Below are 16,959 nucleotides of genomic sequence, written 5' to 3'. Positions count from 1 at the left end.
ATCAGTGGCCATCCGTGAGATCAGGGTCGTGCCCGATCCGGTGCTGCGCACCCCCTGCGACGAGATCAAGGAAATCACCCCGGCCGTGCGCCGCCTGGTCGACGACCTGCTGGAGACCGTGGACGATCCCGGTCGCGCCGGCCTGTCCGCCAACCAGATCGGCGTGAGCCTCAGGGCGTTCTCCTACAACATCGACGGCAAGATCGGCTACATCCTCAACCCGGTCATCGAGGAGACCTCCGGCGAGCAGTACGGCGACGAGGGCTGCCTGTCCGTGCCCGGCCTGTGGTACAAGACCCGCCGCGCGGACTACGCCCGCGTGTGCGGCATCGACCTGGACGGCAAGGAGGTGGTACTGGAGGGCCACGGCCTCATGGGCCGCATGCTCCAGCACGAATGCGACCACTTGGACGGCCACGTCTACCTCGATCGCCTCGAAAAGGAGGAGCGTCGCGCGGCGCTGAGGTATATGCGGAGCCGTTAGGCGGACAGTCCGGTGGACTGTCCGTAGGCGACGCCTGAGTGAGGCGATAGCCGAACGAAGGTGATATCGGGCCCGCCGAAGGCGGTCCGCTATTGCCAATCGTGGTAAGTGAGTCACGGCATGAGTCGGAAGGCCGGTACGTTGCGGGAAGCCGCAATAGTACCGGCCTTCTGTTATTCTGAAAACTTGTGTGCCACCCGGCAACGGACGCAGTCGCTGGCGTTCGGGGCCACCCCAATATTGTCAACCGGCACACGAAAAATTCGCGTCATGCTCGCGACGGCCTGTGTCGGTCGGTTGCAAGCCCGCATCAGGCGGGGGAGCGGCTGCACGCAGGTGCGCATGACCAGGCAAGAACCGACAAGAAAGGTAGTAATACCATGGCTCAGATCACTATGAGCGACATGCTGAAGGCCGGCCTGCACTTCGGCCACCAGACCCGCCGCTGGAACCCGAAGATGAAGCAGTTCATCCTCACCCAGCGCAACGGCATCCACATCATCAACCTGTTCAAGTCGCTCGACATGATCGACAAGGCGTACGACTTCATCAAGACCACCGTGGCCCACAACGGCACCGTGCTCTTCGTCGGCACCAAGAAGCAGGCTCAGGAAGCCGTCGCCAACCAGGCCACCCGCGTGAACATGCCGTACGTGTCCGAGCGCTGGCTCGGCGGTATGCTGACCAACTTCCAGACCGTTTCCAAGCGCGTGAACCGCCTCAAGGAGCTTGAGGAGATGGACTTCACCGACGTGCACGGCTCCGGCCTGACCAAGAAGGAACTCCTCCTGCTTGAGCGCGAGAAGGACAAGCTCAACAAGCAGCTGGGCGGTATCCGCAACATGAACCGCACCCCGTCCGCCATGTTCGTGGTCGACATCACCAAGGAGGCCCTGGCCGTCGAGGAAGCCCACAAGCTGGGCATCCCGGTCGTCGCCATCGTCGACACCAACGCCGATCCGGACATCGTCGACTACCCGATCCCGGCCAACGACGACGCCATCCGCGGCATCGAGCTGCTCACCAGCCTGATGGCCGACGCCGTCGCCGAGGGTCTGCTCGAGCGTTCCGGCGCCAACAAGGCCGCCGGCGAGACCGCCGAGCAGCCGATGGCCGCCTGGGAGAAGGAACTCCTGACCAACGAGGCTCCGGCTGAGGCCGCTCCGGCCGCCGCCGAGGGCGAAACCGAGGCCCCGAAGGCCGAGTGATGCTCTACGATGGGAAGTGCCTGAATACAGCGCTTCCCATCGTTTTTGGGTAAGCAATATTCTCAAGGAGAAAAATCAATGGCAGCAATTACCGCCGCACTGATCAAGCAGGTTCGTGAAGACACCGGCGCCGGCATGCTCGACGTCAAGAAGGCCCTGACCGAGGCCGAGGGTGACGTCGCCCGCGCCAAGGAAATCATCCGCGCCAAGGGCATCGCCGCGGCCGGCAAGCGTGAAGGCCGCAAGGCCCAGGAAGGCACCATCGCCTCCAAGGTCGTCGAGGGCGCCAACGGCGAGACTGGTTACGCCGTCGAGCTGAACTCCGAGACCGACTTCGTGGCCAAGACCCCGAAGTTCGTGGAGTTCTCCGAGGAGATCCTCGGCTACGCCGTGGAAGCCGACGCCAACTCCGCCGAGGAGCTGCTGGAGGCCAAGGCCGGCGATTCCACCGTCAAGGTGGCCATCGAGGAAGCCGCCGCCCTGTTCGGCGAGCACGTCAAGGTCGGCCAGTACGCCAAGGTCTCCGGCGAGCACGTCGAGATCTACGCCCACAAGAAGTCCGCCGAGATGCCGCCGAGCATCGTGGCCATGATCGCCACCGACAAGGCCGGCGCCGCCGTGGCCCACGAGGCCGCCCTGCAGATCTCCGCCATGGGCGCCAAGTGGCTGACCCGCGAGGACGTCCCGGCCGAGGTCGTCGAGTCCGAGCGTCGCGTGGCCACCGAGAAGTCCCTGGCCGAAGGCAAGCCGGAGAAGATCGTTCCGAAGATCGTCGAGGGCCGTCTCAACGCCTTCTTCAAGGAAGTCGTGCTGCTCGAGCAGCCGTTCGTCAAGGATCCGTCCAAGACCGTGGGCGACCTGTTCAAGGAAGTCGGCGGCTCCGCCACCGCTTTCGTGCGCATCGAGGTCGGCAAGGGCGAGGAGGAGTGAGTCTATAAGGACTCGCTCGCTTCCGCACCGGTCTGACCCAGTGCGTCCAGCGTGATCGCCCGGCACGGCATGCCATGTCGGACGGGGGGAAGCGCCATCCAACTTCAGGTTGGGTGGCGCTTTTCGTATGGTGCCGGGTGTCGCTGCATCGGGGTGTCGTCGTAAGCCGATACGCTTATCTACTGGATATTTTCAGGCACTTGTCGTTTTTGTAAGGAAAGGCACAACATGACTGAACAGGACAAGCCGCGCAGGGTGCTGCTCAAGCTCTCCGGCGAGGCGTTCGGCGGCGGCAAGGTGGGTATCGACACCCAGGTGATCCGCCGCATCGCCGAGGAGATCGTCCCCGCCGTCAAGCAGGGCGTCCAGGTGGCCATCGTGGTGGGCGGCGGCAACTTCTTCCGCGGCGCCGAACTGCAGCAGGCCGGCATCGACCGCTCCCGCGGCGATTACATGGGCATGCTCGGCACTGTGATGAACTGCCTTGCGCTGCAGGACTTCCTGGAGCAGGAGGGACAGGCCACCCGTGTGCAGACCGCCATCACCATGGGACAGGTCGCCGAACCGTACATTCCGCTCAAGGCCATCCGTCATCTGGAGAAGGGCCGCGTGGTCATCTTCGGCGCCGGCGCCGGTATGCCGTATTTCTCCACGGACACCGTCTCCATCCAGCGTTCCCTGGAAATCCACTGCGACGAGGTGCTTATGGGCAAGAACGGCGTGGACGGCGTGTACACGGCCGACCCGCGCAAGGACCCGAACGCCAAGCGCTTCGAGACGCTGAGCTACAACCGCGCCCTCGTGGACAACCTGGCCGTCATGGACGCCTCCGCGCTGTCCATGGCCCGCGACAACAAGAAGCGCATCCGCGTCTTCGGCCTCGAAGGCCAGGGCAACGTCACCCGCGCGCTGCTGGGCGACGAGATCGGCACGCTGGTCTCCACCGCCGAATCCCGCGTGGCCGACTGAGCCGCCTCCGGCAATCGCCTACAATCAGATACCAAGCGTTCATAGACGAACACCACCAATCAAAAGGAGTGAACATGTCCCTCATCGATCAGGCCAAGGAACAGATGGCTAAGACCGTGGAAAACACCAAGGAGAACTTCGCGGGCATCCGCACCGGTCGCGCCAACCCGGCCCTGCTCAACGGCATCATGGTCGACTACTACGGCGCCCCGACCCCGATCAAGGCCGTCGCCTCCATCGGCGTCCCCGAGCCGCGCACCCTGGCCGTCACCCCGTTCGACGCCTCCCAGGCCGCCGCCGTGGAGAAGGCCATCCGCAACTCCGATCTCGGCATCAGCCCGAACCGTGACGGCAACGTCATCCGCCTGACCATGCCGGAGCTCACCGAGGACCGCCGCAAGGAATACGTCAAGCTCGCCAAGGGCAAGGCCGAGGACGGCAAGGTCGCCGTGCGCAACATCCGCCGCAAGACCAAGGAAACCATCGACAAGTCCGTCAAGGACGGCGACATGGGCGAGGATGAGGGCGATCGCCTGCTCAAGGACCTCGACAAGGTCACCAAGTCCATCACCGACGAAATCGACGCCCTGCTGGAGACCAAGCAGAAGGAGATCATGGAGGTCTGATTCCCGGACCCGGTACGGAGCATTATGGAACGCAACGAACAACTACACGCAGAGGCCGAGGAGACCCTCGACCAGATCAACAAGAAAACCGGTCGCAACATGCCACAGGCCATCGGCACGGCCGTGATGCTCATCGCGATCATTCTCGGCTGCCTGCTGTTCAGCATCGACCTGTTCGTGCTGTTGGTCGTGGTGTTCATGATTCTGGCGCTGTGGGAGCTGAGGGTCGATTTCGCCACCGTGGGACTGCACATTCCGGTGCTCATGCTCTGGATCTGCTCGGCCCTCACACTCCTTGCCACCTACTATTCCCCGTACCATCTCATCACGATGTCGCTGAGCATCATCGTCTCGATCATCCTCGTGGCGATTTCCGCCAGCGCCAAACTCAGCTTCGGCAACCGCCTTTCCCTGGCGGTCGCCGGCAAGCTCTCCAACACGGACGCCAGCGCCCGTCTGGAATCGTCCTTCAACCATGAAGGCGGCGAGCAGCACCACTCACGGCTGAGCCATGTGGCCGTCTCCGTGCTCACCGTGCTGTACATCCCGCTGCTGGCAAGCTGCATCATCATCCCGCTCACGTTCAACGGCCATCCCGTCGCGCACGCCATCATGCTGGTGTTCATGCCCGCCCTGTCCGACACGGGCGGCCTGTTCGCCGGCGCATGGCTCGGCAAGCACAAGCTCAGCCCGCGCATCTCCCCGAAGAAATCGGTGGAGGGCCTCATCGGCTCCATGCTGTTCGCCATGGCCGGCGCATTCGCCGTGTTCGCCTGCACGTACGACGCCGCCACCTGGGCCACCCGCTGGTGGGTGCCGATCGTGGCCGGCATCCTCATCGGCGCGGTGGGCACCTTCGGCGACCTGTGCGCCTCCATGCTCAAGAGGGACATCGGCATCAAGGACATGGGCCACCTGCTCAAGGGCCACGGCGGCGTGATGGACCGCGTCGATTCCATCCTCATGAGCGCGCCGTTCACCTGCGCGCTGCTGTGGGTCACCGGACTGTGACGCGGCGGACGGTCGCAGGACAGTCACCAATCAATGCAAGATTCGAGAGCGAAGCGAACGTCATGACCAATCAGGAAACCGACACCCCGGAAACCGGCATCACCCCGGGCGGCACCGCGGGAGCCTTCCGCGACGTGCTGTCCAAGGACCACGCCCGCCGAGGCAAGCCGCCGCTGCATTTCGTGGACATGACCCCTGAGGAGCGCATCGAGCGCGCCGGCGAACTGGGCCTGCCCAAGTTCCGCGTCAAGCAGCTGGCCAACCACTACTACGGCCACTTCGACGTGAACGCCGCCGAGTTCACCGACTTCCCGGCCGCCAAGCGCGATGACGCCGCGGCCGCGTTCTTCCCGCAGCTCATCACCGAGGTCACCCGCCAGGTGGCTGACCAGGGCACCACCATCAAGACGCTGTGGAAGCTGTTCGACGGCTCCCTCATCGAATCCGTGCTCATGCGTTACCCGACGCGCACCACGCTGTGCATCTCCTCCCAGGTGGGATGCGGCATGGGATGCCCGTTCTGCGCCACAGGCAAGCTCGGCCTGACCCGCAACATGTCCGCGGGCGAGATCGTGGAACAGGTGCGCGTGGCCGCCAAAATGATGCGAGACGGCGAAGTGGCCGGTGGTCCCGGACGCCTGAGCAACATCGTGTTCATGGGCATGGGCGAGCCGATGGGCAACTACAGGTCCGTGCTGTCCGCCGTGCGCCAGATCTCCTCCATGCCGCCCGAGGGATTCGGCATCTCCGCCCGCAACATCACCGTATCCACCGTGGGCGTGGTGCCCGGTATCAGGAAGCTCACCGCCGAAGGCATCCCGGTGCGATTGGCCGTCTCGCTGCACGCGCCGAGCGATGAGCTGCGCGACGAGCTTGTGCCGATGAACAAGCGTTTCAACACCGAACAGGTGCTGGACGCCGCCCATGACTACTGGCTGGCGTCCAAGCGCCGCGTGAGCATCGAATACGCGCTCATGCGCGGCATCAACGACCAGGCCGAGCATGCGCGTCTGCTGGCCAAGCGGCTCAACCATTACGGCGACAACTGGGCGCATGTGAATCCGATTCCGCTCAACCCCATCGAAGGCTCCAAGTGGACGGCCTCCAAGCCCGAGGACGAGGCGCGGTTCCTGGACATTCTGCATGCCGCCGGCATCACCGCCACATTGCGCGACACCCGCGGCCAGGACATCGACGGCGCCTGCGGACAGCTCGCCGCCAAGGAACGCTGAGCATCGCTACTTGCGGGGAAAGGAATCGGCCTTCGGCCGATGCTACTGATTTTGCGCAGCTTTCGCTGCTTACTTCTCTCCTTCACCCGGCTTACGCCGGGAGCTCCCTCGTCAGAGGGAGCCAAGGACTATGACATATAGCCCAGCCTCCCTCTGACGAGGGAGGTGTCATCGGCGTAGCCGATGACGGAAGGAGAGAAGCGGCAGCAAAGCTGCGGAAGACACAGCATCGGACGAAGGCCGATTCCATACCGTGACGAGACGTGCTCGCGGGGCGCCTTTACTTCAGTGCGTCCTTGATCGCGCCCACGAAGTAGTCCAGATCGTCGGGCTTGCGGGAGGTGATGAGGCAGAAGCCGTTGGCGTCGTCCACATGCACCTGCTCGTCCACGTAGTGGCCGCCCGCGTTCTCGATGTCGGCCGCGATGTAGCGGCAGGGGGCCGCCGTCTTGCCGGCGATCAGCCCGGCGTTCACCAGCAGCCATGCGCCATGGCAGATGGCCGCGATCGGCTTGCCCTCATGGGCGAACTCCTGGGCCAGGGCGATGGCGTCCTCGTTCACGCGGATACGATCCACGTTGCAGGTGCCGCCAGGGACCACCAGCAGGTCGTAATCGGCGGCCTGCACATCCGACAGACGGGCGTCCGGGGTCAGCGTCTCGCCTTCGTAGCGGTCATGCTGCACGGTCTCGCACGGATCCAACGTGGTGGCGGCGAGCGTCACCTGCGCGCCGGCGGCCTTGAGATCGCGCAGCGGGCGCGTCAGTTCGGTCTCCTCGATGCCCCAGTTGTTCACGATGATCAGTACCTTGCTGTTCTCCACAGCCATGACAGCCTCCTTTGGATTGGCGGATGGTTCCATCGCATATTCTCCCACAGTCCACGCCTGAGCGCGGCCGTTTGCCGATGGTTCGCGGGGCGCGCAATCACGTCGATTCTCATATTCCAGAAACGCCCGCGGCCATGTAACGGGAGATAGGTAGGCTGAGGAGCGTTATCTGCAAAGCCGAACAGGGGAGTGAAGCATGTCGTTGGCGGTACGAGTCATCCCGTGCCTGGACGTTGACGCCGGTCGTGTGGTGAAGGGTGTGCATTTCGAGAACCTCAAGGATGCCGGCGACCCCGTGGAACTGGCCGCCGAATACTACCGGCAGGGAGCCGACGAGATCACCTTCCTCGACGTGACCGCATCCAGCTCGCACCGCGGCACCATGATCGACGTGGTCTCGCGCACCGCCGAGCAGGTGTTCATCCCCATGACCGTCGGCGGCGGCGTGCGCACGCCCGAGGACGTGGATTCCCTGCTGCGCTGCGGCGCGGACAAGGTCGGCGTCAACACCGCAGCCATCAACGACCCCTCGCTTATCAGCCGCGTGGCGGACCGCTTCGGCAACCAGGTGCTCGTGCTTTCCGTGGACGCCCGCCGTGAGAAGGGCGAGCAGCACACGCAGTCCGGTTTCGAGGTCACCACCATGGGCGGCCGCAAATCCACCGGCATCGACGCCATCTGGTGGGTCAAGCGCGCCGAGGAACTGGGTGCAGGCGAGATCCTGCTCAACTCCATGGACGCCGACGGCACCCAGGAGGGCTTCGATCTGGAAATGATCCGCGCCGTGCGCAAGGAGGTCAAGATCCCGATCATCGCCTCCGGCGGCGCCGGCAAGGTCGAGGACTTCCCGCCCGCCATCGAGGCCGGCGCGGACGCCGTGCTGGCCGCATCCGTGTTCCATTACGGCATCATGACCATCGCCGACGTCAAGGACGAACTCAAGAAGCACGGCTACACCGTGCGCTGAAACGAAGCAACCATACGAAAAAGCAAGAGGACATGACGAACACAACCACCGAAACCATCGCATACGACAACTCCGAAACCCTGGATCCGCGCATCGCGGAACGACTGAAGCGCGATTCCAAGGGTCTGGTCGCGGCCGTGATCCAGCAGTACGACACCCGTGAGGTGCTGATGGTCGGATACATGAACGACGAGGCGCTGCGTCGCACCCTGACCACCGGCCGCGTGACCTTCTGGTCCCGGTCCCGCCAGGAATACTGGCGCAAGGGCGACACGTCCGGCCATGTGCAATACGTCAAGGGCGTCTCGCTCGACTGCGACGGCGACGCGCTGCTGGTGGAGGTCGACCAGGTGGGCGCCGCCTGCCATACCGGCAAGCGCAGCTGTTTCCTCGAAGGCGGCCCGCTGCCCGTGGTCGAAGGCCACCGTCCCGCCGACCAGTGAGCCGGCTTCCCATCCGAACAGCTTTTCCCAAGGAGGATCGTATGAGCGAATGCAGCGTCAAGCACCTGAAGTGGGGTGCCACCTGGCCCAGCCGCGAACAGTTCCACGAGTTGGCCGATAAGGGATACCGTGTGATTCCGATCGTGCGCAGGCTGCTCGCCGACTCGCTCACGCCGGTAGGCTTCTACGAGCGTCTCGCCGGTGGCCGCAGCGGCACGTTCATTCTCGAATCGGCGGAATTCGGCGGCACTTGGAGCCGATACAGCTTCATCGGCGTCAACTCGATGGCCCAGCTGCGTTCCCATGACGGCCAGGCCGACTGGCTCGGCAAGGTGCCGGCGGGCGTGCCACGCACCGGCGACGTGATCGAAGTGGCCCATGCCACGTTGAAGACGCTGAAGGCCCCGCATGTGGAGGGTCTGCCGAACCTGACCAGCGGTCTGGTCGGCACGGTGGGCTGGGATGCGATCCGCCATTGGGAGCCCACCCTGCGCGCCGAGGCGCCGAACGAGACCGGTCAGCCGGAAACCGTGCTCGCCCTGGCCACGGACATCGCCGTGGTGGACCATGTATCCGGCTCCGTATGGCTCATCGCCAACGCGGTGAACGTGGACGACAAGCCCACCCGCGCGGATGCCGCCTACAACGAGGCCGTGGCCCGACTCGACCAAATGCAGCGCGACGCCGCCACGCCCACGCAGGGCGAGGCGCGTGTCAACGTGCTGGACGAGACGGTCGAACAGCCCGAACTGCGCTTCCGCACCGAGAAGAGCCATTACGAGCATGCGGTGGAGGAGGCCAAGCGCCACATCATCGACGGCGACGTGTTCCAGGTGGTCATCTCCCAGCGACTCGACATCGATTCGCCCGCCGACCCGTTCGACGTGTACCGCGTGCTGCGCACCCTGAACCCGAGCCCGTACATGTACTTCATGGCGCTCACCGACGCGCAGGGCCGTGACTTCAACGTGATCGGCTCCAGCCCGGAAACCCTCATCAAGGTGGACAACGGCCATGCCATGACCTTCCCGATCGCAGGCTCCCGCCCGCGCGGCGCCACCCCGGAGGAGGACGAGAAGCTCGCCAAGGAGCTGCTGGCCGATCCGAAGGAACGCAGCGAGCACATCATGCTCGTGGACCTGGCCCGCAACGACCTGAGCCGCGTGTGCGATCCGACCACGGTCGAGGTCGTCTCCCTTATGGACATCAAGCGGTTCAGCCATATCATGCATATCTGCTCCACCGTGACCGGTCGAGTGAACCCGTCCATGACCGCGTTCGACGTGTTCACCTCCGCGTTCCCGGCCGGCACGCTCTCCGGCGCCCCCAAGCCGCGCGCCATCGAGATCATCGATGAGCTGGAACCCGCCGATCGTGGCATCTACGGCGGCACCGTGGGCTACTTCGACTTCTCCGGCAATCTGGACATGGCCATCGCCATCCGCACCGCGTTCCTGCGCGACCATGAGGCGAGCGTGCAGGCCGGTGCCGGCATCGTGCTCGACTCCGTGCCCGCCACCGAATGGCAGGAGACGCGCAACAAGGCCGAGGCCAGCGTGGAGGCCGTGCAGATCGCCGCCCAGCTGCGCGAACTGTAGTAAATAAGACAATACGCTCCCTTGAAAATGGCTTTATTCCAACGTTTTCAAGGGAGCGCGTCTATATTGAGTGAGGCAACTGGGTCTTCCAAAATGGTGCCGAATTCAGGCCTGAACCGGCATTTGCGGGTTTCAGGGAAGCATGGCGGATCGGGGCGGAAAACATGGGCATGCGCCTGTGGGTTGAAGTTTGAGACAGCGTTCGAGCTGGATTCGCATCTGAAGCAGAAAGACGGCTCATGGCGGTGAAGCAAACATGCTCAATGCTCGATGGCCGGACTCGCGTAGCTGGCATGTTGCTGTGCAAAGAGTGCATGTCGCATCTCTCTAAGGCAGCTCAAACCATCGCCGTCAATGCGGTTCCACTCCACGGCTTGGCACTCCGCGAGTGGAAGACACCAAGCCGCGGCCACAGTCCGAGAAGCCCATTCGCGCCCGTTGCTGTGAACGTGGCCGCATGGGATGTGCTCAACGAGTGCGCGCAAACAGTGAGGCTCGCGGCTCGTGCGTGTGGATGCTCAGAGCTGAATGGAATCGGGTTTGCAGACCCATTTTTTGGTGGTCGCACCACAGCCAAGGTGATGAGCGTTGGCGAGAGCCTTCAGTTCCAAGCGTCGTGGATCGCAGGAAGCCCCGAGGGCTTGGCGCGTCGCCAGGATGTGATGATGTGGCTTCGCAAGCTTGAAGCGCTTGCCGCGAAAGTGGACTCCATTGTGAACCACAAGGAACGTGATTCGTCCCTCATCGGCTCATGTTCAGTGTGTGGCGGGCCGTGGGCTGAACATGGGTGCACCGGTTGGCGAGTGCAAAGAGTGCGGGCGGATGCAGTTGCGCTGCGAAGTCGGAGACCGCCTTATCGACCTATTGGCGAGTAGTGAGGTCACCGGAACCGCCTCTGAGTTAAGCAGAGAGTGCGCAAAGGCCGGAATCAAAGTACCAACGGCTACGATCCGCTTATGGGCGAAGCGCGGTGCATTGCATAAGGATGCAGAAGGAAAGTTCTCAATGTCAGATTTGGCACCGCTGTTAAAGCGGCGTGCTGAGGCTGGAGAGCGTTGGAGCTCGCGATCACAAGACATTTGATCAAGGAGTAGTTTTTGCATATGGCACCAAAGAATTTGCGTGAAACGCTTGGAATCGGTTGGTGAGAACTTCACCAAATGGCCAATGAAGGCGGACTTCCACCAGATGTGCGAGAAGCTTTCTTCGCTTGGTTGGAAAAGGAGTGCGACTCAATCAAAAAGAGTCCATGTACACCTACCCGTTGTGGATTTTTCGTGATGGCATCCGTTACCCGAAGGTTGATTGGAGCATGGGGTTTGACCGGTTCCACAACCGGATTAGGGGAAAGCTCTTTCTTCACCGCGTTGTCTGCGAAATCGCTCACGGGCCACTTGGAACACAGACCGTGCATCACATCTGCGCTAACCCTCAATGGGTCAACCCGGCACATCTTGAGCCCATTGTGGCGTTGATTGCACCAGCCTTCGTGCAGGCGTTCAAGAAATTCATCCCCGCCGAGGTCGTGGGACTGACTCCTCTCGCTGTTTCCTTGCTGCTTGGCGTCGTCGCCATCGCAGCCACCAACGGCTTCACAGGCCATTCGTGGGTGTCGTGCTCACCGCCGTTGTCGGTGTCGCTCAAGCCGTCTATGTGCTCGTAAACCAGGCTTTCGCAGGCAAGCTCTCCAAAGATGCGGTGGACGAACGCGCCATCGCAAAAGGGGAGTGAACCCCTCTCAACACAATGATTGCCCTCGCTTCAGCTTCGGCTGAGGTGAGGGCAATCTTTTTTAGTATCTCAGCGGAAAGCCGTGGCCAGAGTGGTACTCTGAAAGCAGGTCATCGAAGATCAAAGAGAGGGTAGTGATGGAGGATCATCAGACTATTCCGAACAGGGATCAATTGGCCCAGCTGGATTCGCTGTGGAGCCGAGTGGACAAGATTGATACCGAATCGCAGTCAATCCGGAATACGATTACTGCAATAAGGAACCGGAAAACACACTCGTTGATCTGGTTGATTGTTGGTGTCACCCTGCTGTCCGTTGCCGTAAGCATCTCTGTCGGCCTGTCTCGAAGTTGGCCGGCTTTTGTCTTCGGCGGATTAGGCCTTATTTGTTTGGGATGTGGACTATTCCTTTTCCTGGAATATCAAACTGCTGCTAAGGCAGTGAATGCTCACTGGCGGGAACTCGACGATTTGGCAGACCAGCGTCTGCAGAACACCTCGCGCATTCAGGAAATACTAAATCAATTCCCCGAGGTGTGTCGAACGAGAAAAGCAGTTGCCTTCATTGAGGAACAGCTTCGAGCCGGATGTGATGTTAGTGAGGCTGTCGAGCGATGGAACAACCTGCACAAAGAATCTCATTCGGTTTCTCCGATTGAGCAGTTCGCCAGAGATAATTATGCGACTTCACCTGCTGCTCCGGCTCCGGCGTCGCACTCAGAAGGAGGAATCATGTTTTGTCCGAAGTGTGGTGCGAAGCTGACCGCCGAAGGCCAGAGGTTCTGCATGAAATGTGGAGCCGAACTGCCTGATTCGCCTGGTTCAGAGGATGTTTCGCAAACCGTTGTCGAACCAGAGCAAACAAGAGAGAGACGCCCTCTGCCGGTCTCCGCGAATGCTCCGGCTGTCTCTGAGACTGTCCGCCCAGAGTGGAAGAAATGGATCGGCATTGCCTTCGTGGCCCTTTGTGTCCTGGTGTTCATTGTTGCTGCAGTGATCAATGGTGTAAAACAAGACTCCACCCCTTCTAAATCGCAGTCCGCTGATTCAAGTGAGGCTGGAGTGAAAGCGAATGCGGAGACTGCTTTTGCGGAGAACTGCCCGTCAAACCAATATGTTGATGTCAAAAAACCGCGAGGCAGCCTCATCAGCCTTTCCTTTGATGCTTATGATGGGAATGCTGCATATGCACCCGCTTTTGCGTGCATCGCAAAAGGCCTTGGCATTAGCAATGGCAACTATGCAAGCAGTGGTGCCTATTTGTATATGTTATTAACTCAAAATGGAATCGACAACAGCGCCAAGGGGGACAATCAGGCCGTCGACATCACGAACACATCTTCTGCCGTATGTACCGCTGACCTGTCATCCCAGTTGTACTCCTGCTTGATTCAGGTGAGAGACACAGGCTCCAGCTCGGATGATTCGGATTCCGCTTCTGACTCAGCGGACGCTGATTTTGGCAATTACGGTTCAGACTCAGATGATTCAGATTCGCCTGAAGATTTCGGTCAGCCGGAAGATGCGGTTGGCTATCAAGCATATGAGTCTTATCAGTGCGCAGCTGGTGTCACTGGAGCAATGACTTCATGCAGTAACATCTACTACGAGATGGGGAAGTCTAGTAAGTATGTTCCTTTTGGCATAGAGAACAAGCCTTCCGGTGGCGGTGAAGGGTCGTATATCCCTGTGGATGAGAATCAGAACGGCGTTATTGACCCAAATGAGTGATGCTAACAAGTGGAATGGTATGCCAAGTCGTCCCGGCCTTGGGTGCCTGTGAAGGGCTGGCATTGTCTTGTGCCGCCTTCTCTTCAAACAAGGATTTGGACGTCTGCACGCTAGTATCAAAGGACGTCGCTGCCAGTGATGCGGTGGATCCAAACTCGCTGCCTCAATAATGCAGTACGCATCAGTATGGAATGCCGCACGATTTTAATCAAAATTCAGCAAAGACTCTCATTGAGATGAAATCTCAAATGCGTTATCAGAGAACGGTTCTTCATTGTTGCCCTAAAACGCAAAAAGAGCCTCAAAACAGCCTTGTACAACTGCGCGAGTTGTGAGACACATGCTCTTGTGAGGGCTGAGCCGTGAAGCAAACAGTCCGGTGGACTGTTTGTAGGTGAGATGAGCGGCTGTGCCGCGAAGGCTCCCCTCCCTGAGGGGAGCTGTCAGCGAAGCTGACTGAGGGGAGTTCCGGTTTCAACGGCGGCTCCCTTCAGTCTCACTCCGTTCGACAGTTCTCCTCGGAGAGGGTAGCCTTCGTCTTTGATCAACGTGGTGTCTGATTTGTCTGTTATCTGCTTAAAACAACACGTTGTTTATTGAACTGATGGCGGAATCATACAGAAAACCTGTATGCGACGATGCATGACGGACCATGCCACATAGAGTGGAGCCAGTAATCGACCGGTACGGGCGGAGGCGAACCATGGTGCAGCATGTGAATGAGTCGGATGGGGATATCCTCCGGAACGATCATCGGCGGATCGGCCGATGGGCCGGGGCATGCATCTCCGCCCTGCTGGTCGTGGTGCTGGTCGCCGGGGGAGCGCTGGCCGTACGGCATATGACCGGCCTGCCATGGCGTTCGATGGGCGGCGCGCTTGGTAGGACCGTTACCACGTCCATCGCCTCGGTTACCGGCGGAAAGCAGCCCGACGATACGTCGGTCATGTCCAAGCAGGAAGCGCAGCGTCGATACCCGAGACAGGCCAGTCCGGTCGACTTCAACGGCAACGGCACTGACGACTACGCGGACATCCTCGACGGCGCGCTGCAGGACGCCGCGAACAAGCCCAAATATGACAGCGGCTACTATCAGGGCGGCTACCCGCCGGACGACCGCGGCGCCTGCACCGACGTCATCTGGCGCGCCTTCCGCGAGGCCGGCTACGATCTCAAGGCCATGGTCGACGCCGATATCGCGGCCGACCCCGCATCCTACGCCGCCGTGGCGCCGAATCCCGACCCGAACATCGATTTCCGTCGCACTGGCGTGCTCGACGTGTTCCTCGCCAAATACGCGCAAAGCCTGACCACGGACACCGACGACAAGGCCCAATGGCAGGCCGGCGACATCGTGGTGTTCGCGCACACCAAGCACATCGGCGTCATCTCCGACAAACGCGATGCAAGCGGACTGACCTACGTCATCCACAACATGGGTCAGGAACAACGCGAAAACGACTACTTTTCGTTCAAGAAACACATGACGGTCACCGGACACTACCGTTTCGACGCCTCTCGGGTGCCGGCCGGCGTACTGAAGGCCTGGCAGCGGTCCTGACGCAGTGTCCTGACGCAGCCAGGGCCGTCCGTCCGTCGATTCACCGTCTAGGCCCACGTCCGGCTATCATAGGGAGGTCCATCCGCGGAAACCCACCCATGACCAAAGGAGTTTGCAGGCATGTCGGACGACGGAAAGGCCACAGCCACCACCGGGGCTTCGAACGCAGACGGCGAGACCGGCTCGGCCACCGGCACCGGTCTCGAACGGAAGATGGAATCCCGCCATCTGACCATGATCTCCCTGGGCGGCGTGATCGGCACCGGCCTGTTCGTCTCCTCCGGATACACGATCCATCAGGCGGGTCCGCTGGGCGCGATCCTGGCGTATGCGGTCGGCTCACTGCTGGTCTACTGCGTGATGGTCTCGCTTGGCGAGCTATCCGTGGCCATGCCGTATGCGGGCAGCTTCCATCTGTACGCGAAACGGTTCATCGGTCCCGGCAGCGCATTCGTCATCGCCATCCTCTACTGGCTCAACTGGGCGGTGGCGTTGGCCAGCGAATTCACGGCCGCCGGCCTGCTCATGCAGCGCTGGTTCCCGGATTCGCCCTCATGGGTGTGGTCGGCCGTGTTCATCGCCGTGGTGTTCGCGCTCAACATCCTGTCGGTGCGGTTGTACGGCGAGGCGGAATTCTGGTTCGCCTCGATCAAGGTGTTCGCCATCGTGGCGTTCATCGTCATCGGCCTGCTTGCGATTTTCGGCGCGATTCCGATCTCCGGATACGACCATGCGCCCCTGTTCGGCAACTTCGTGTCGGACGGCTGGTTCCCGAACGGTTTCGCCCCCGTGTTCTCCACGCTGCTGACCGTGGTGTTCGCCTTCTCCGGCACCGAAGTGGTGGGCGTGGCCGCCGGCGAGACGAAGGACCCCGGCCGGGCCATCCCGAAGGCCGTGCACACCACGGTGTTCCGTCTGGCCATGTTCTTCATCGGATCCATCGCGGTGATGGCGGCGTTGATCCCCTGGCATCAGGCGGGCGTGGAAACCAGCCCGTTCGTGCTCGTGTTCCAGTCGATCGGCATGCCGTTCGCAGGCGACGTGATGAATTTCGTGGTGCTGACGGCCGTGCTCTCCGCCGCGAACTCCGGCCTGTACGTGTGCTCGCGCATGGTCTGGTCGCTCGCCAAGGAACGGCTCATCCCCGCCCGGTTCGCCAAGACCAACTTCCACGGCGTGCCCGTGTGGGCCGTGCTGTTCTCCATGGCAGGCTCCCTGCTCGCGCTGCTCTCCTCGGTGATCGCCGCGTCCACCGTGTACCTGGTGCTGGTGGCCGTCTCCGGTCTGGCCACGCTCGTGGTGTGGTTCTCCGTATGCGTGTGCCATATCCGCTTCCGCCGCGAATGGGCGAAGGCGGGGCATAGCGTATCCGAGCTCGGCTACCGGGCGCCCGGATTCCCGGTGCTGCCGTGGCTGGCCATCGCCATGTGCATCGGCGCGCTCGTGCTCGTGGTGCTCGACGAGACGCAGCGTTCCACGCCCTACTGCATGATTCCGTTCGTCGCCTGTTGCTACGCCGGCTACTACGCGCTGGAACGTCGCCGCAAGCGTGAGGAGTCCGCGGATTAGCGAGGATCGGGACGGGCATGTCATTGTCCGACATGCCTCGTTTCCCGTCTGTTCACCTTATCCACTACAAT

The 16,959-nt window shown here is 61.7% G+C and carries 15 protein-coding genes; 14 read left to right on the top strand and 1 reads right to left on the bottom strand.

Annotated features, from left to right (window positions below):
- The first annotated feature begins 4 nt into the window (after positions 1-4).
- The 7 genes from def (at position 5) to rlmN (ending at position 6,460) form a co-directional block, all read left to right on the top strand.
- Entirely contained in the window at positions 5-484 is a 480-nt protein-coding gene (gene def / locus KIH81_RS08330; RefSeq protein WP_214304934.1) for a peptide deformylase, read from the top strand.
- Positions 485-864: 380 nt separating this feature from the next.
- Entirely contained in the window at positions 865-1,692 is an 828-nt protein-coding gene (rpsB, locus tag KIH81_RS08325) for a 30S ribosomal protein S2 (protein ID WP_214304933.1), read from the top strand.
- 78 nt (positions 1,693-1,770) lie between these two features.
- Positions 1,771-2,622 (top strand): translation elongation factor Ts, encoded by an 852-nt coding sequence (gene tsf, locus KIH81_RS08320; RefSeq protein ID WP_214304932.1) that lies wholly within the window; start codon positions 1,771-1,773, stop codon positions 2,620-2,622.
- 228 nt (positions 2,623-2,850) lie between these two features.
- Complete coding sequence (gene pyrH / locus KIH81_RS08315) at positions 2,851-3,591, top strand: UMP kinase (protein ID WP_109056041.1); 741 nt, start codon at positions 2,851-2,853, stop codon at positions 3,589-3,591.
- Between the two features lie 74 nt (positions 3,592-3,665).
- The gene (frr, locus tag KIH81_RS08310; RefSeq protein WP_214304931.1) at positions 3,666-4,217 is read left to right on the top strand and encodes a ribosome recycling factor; all 552 of its coding nucleotides are present in this window, start codon (positions 3,666-3,668) and stop codon (positions 4,215-4,217) included.
- 24 nt (positions 4,218-4,241) lie between these two features.
- Positions 4,242-5,228, top strand: coding sequence for a phosphatidate cytidylyltransferase (locus KIH81_RS08305; protein ID WP_214304930.1), 987 nt, complete (start codon positions 4,242-4,244; stop codon positions 5,226-5,228).
- Positions 5,229-5,290: 62 nt separating this feature from the next.
- Positions 5,291-6,460, top strand: coding sequence for a dual-specificity RNA methyltransferase RlmN (gene rlmN / locus KIH81_RS08300; RefSeq protein ID WP_214304929.1), 1,170 nt, complete (start codon positions 5,291-5,293; stop codon positions 6,458-6,460).
- A 280-nt stretch (positions 6,461-6,740) separates the two neighbouring features.
- Here the strand turns inward: rlmN and KIH81_RS08295 are convergent, their stop codons facing one another.
- Positions 6,741-7,289, bottom strand: coding sequence for a type 1 glutamine amidotransferase domain-containing protein (locus KIH81_RS08295; RefSeq protein ID WP_214304928.1), 549 nt, complete (start codon positions 7,287-7,289; stop codon positions 6,741-6,743).
- A gap of 196 nt (positions 7,290-7,485) precedes the next feature.
- On the opposite strand from KIH81_RS08295, the gene hisF reads away from it, so the two are divergent.
- From hisF to KIH81_RS08255, 7 genes are all read left to right on the top strand, one after another.
- On the top strand, positions 7,486-8,256 hold the full coding sequence (gene hisF / locus KIH81_RS08290) for an imidazole glycerol phosphate synthase subunit HisF (protein WP_214304927.1): 771 nt from the start codon (positions 7,486-7,488) through the stop codon (positions 8,254-8,256).
- Between the two features lie 32 nt (positions 8,257-8,288).
- Positions 8,289-8,699 carry a phosphoribosyl-AMP cyclohydrolase gene (hisI, locus tag KIH81_RS08285; RefSeq protein ID WP_214304926.1) on the top strand — a complete coding sequence of 137 codons (411 nt, stop codon included), beginning with the start codon at positions 8,289-8,291 and terminating at the stop codon, positions 8,697-8,699.
- Positions 8,700-8,740: 41 nt separating this feature from the next.
- A complete protein-coding gene (locus KIH81_RS08280; RefSeq protein WP_214304925.1) occupies positions 8,741-10,297 on the top strand; it encodes an anthranilate synthase component I in 1,557 nt (518 codons plus the stop codon).
- A 1,249-nt stretch (positions 10,298-11,546) separates the two neighbouring features.
- Entirely contained in the window at positions 11,547-11,960 is a 414-nt protein-coding gene (locus tag KIH81_RS12290; RefSeq protein ID WP_338024749.1) for an HNH endonuclease, read from the top strand.
- A 205-nt stretch (positions 11,961-12,165) separates the two neighbouring features.
- Positions 12,166-13,758: a zinc-ribbon domain-containing protein gene (locus tag KIH81_RS08265; RefSeq protein WP_214304924.1), complete on the top strand. Its 1,593-nt coding sequence runs from the start codon at positions 12,166-12,168 to the stop codon at positions 13,756-13,758.
- 805 nt (positions 13,759-14,563) lie between these two features.
- The gene (locus KIH81_RS08260; RefSeq protein ID WP_420829139.1) at positions 14,564-15,319 is read left to right on the top strand and encodes a DUF1287 domain-containing protein; all 756 of its coding nucleotides are present in this window, start codon (positions 14,564-14,566) and stop codon (positions 15,317-15,319) included.
- A gap of 213 nt (positions 15,320-15,532) precedes the next feature.
- Positions 15,533-16,888, top strand: coding sequence for an amino acid permease (locus KIH81_RS08255; protein ID WP_214304974.1), 1,356 nt, complete (start codon positions 15,533-15,535; stop codon positions 16,886-16,888).
- Positions 16,889-16,959 lie beyond the last annotated feature (71 nt).

The organism is Bifidobacterium miconisargentati, from assembly GCF_019331675.1.
In the GTDB taxonomy this organism is placed as follows: domain Bacteria; phylum Actinomycetota; class Actinomycetes; order Actinomycetales; family Bifidobacteriaceae; genus Bifidobacterium; species Bifidobacterium miconisargentati.
This window is presented reverse-complemented; position numbering and strand designations above follow the sequence as displayed.

Coding starts and splice junctions, on each gene's coding strand:
- rlmN (WP_214304929.1), top strand. CDS start 5,291: ATGACCAATCAGGAAACCGACACCCCGGAAACCGGCATCACCCCGGGC.
- frr (WP_214304931.1), top strand. CDS start 3,666: ATGTCCCTCATCGATCAGGCCAAGGAACAGATGGCTAAGACCGTGGAA.
- KIH81_RS08305 (WP_214304930.1), top strand. CDS start 4,242: ATGGAACGCAACGAACAACTACACGCAGAGGCCGAGGAGACCCTCGAC.
- hisI (WP_214304926.1), top strand. CDS start 8,289: ATGACGAACACAACCACCGAAACCATCGCATACGACAACTCCGAAACC.
- KIH81_RS08265 (WP_214304924.1), top strand. CDS start 12,166: ATGGAGGATCATCAGACTATTCCGAACAGGGATCAATTGGCCCAGCTG.
- KIH81_RS08295 (WP_214304928.1), bottom strand. CDS start 7,289: ATGGCTGTGGAGAACAGCAAGGTACTGATCATCGTGAACAACTGGGGC.
- pyrH (WP_109056041.1), top strand. CDS start 2,851: ATGACTGAACAGGACAAGCCGCGCAGGGTGCTGCTCAAGCTCTCCGGC.
- KIH81_RS12290 (WP_338024749.1), top strand. CDS start 11,547: ATGTACACCTACCCGTTGTGGATTTTTCGTGATGGCATCCGTTACCCG.
- KIH81_RS08280 (WP_214304925.1), top strand. CDS start 8,741: ATGAGCGAATGCAGCGTCAAGCACCTGAAGTGGGGTGCCACCTGGCCC.
- KIH81_RS08255 (WP_214304974.1), top strand. CDS start 15,533: ATGGAATCCCGCCATCTGACCATGATCTCCCTGGGCGGCGTGATCGGC.
- tsf (WP_214304932.1), top strand. CDS start 1,771: ATGGCAGCAATTACCGCCGCACTGATCAAGCAGGTTCGTGAAGACACC.
- hisF (WP_214304927.1), top strand. CDS start 7,486: ATGTCGTTGGCGGTACGAGTCATCCCGTGCCTGGACGTTGACGCCGGT.
- rpsB (WP_214304933.1), top strand. CDS start 865: ATGGCTCAGATCACTATGAGCGACATGCTGAAGGCCGGCCTGCACTTC.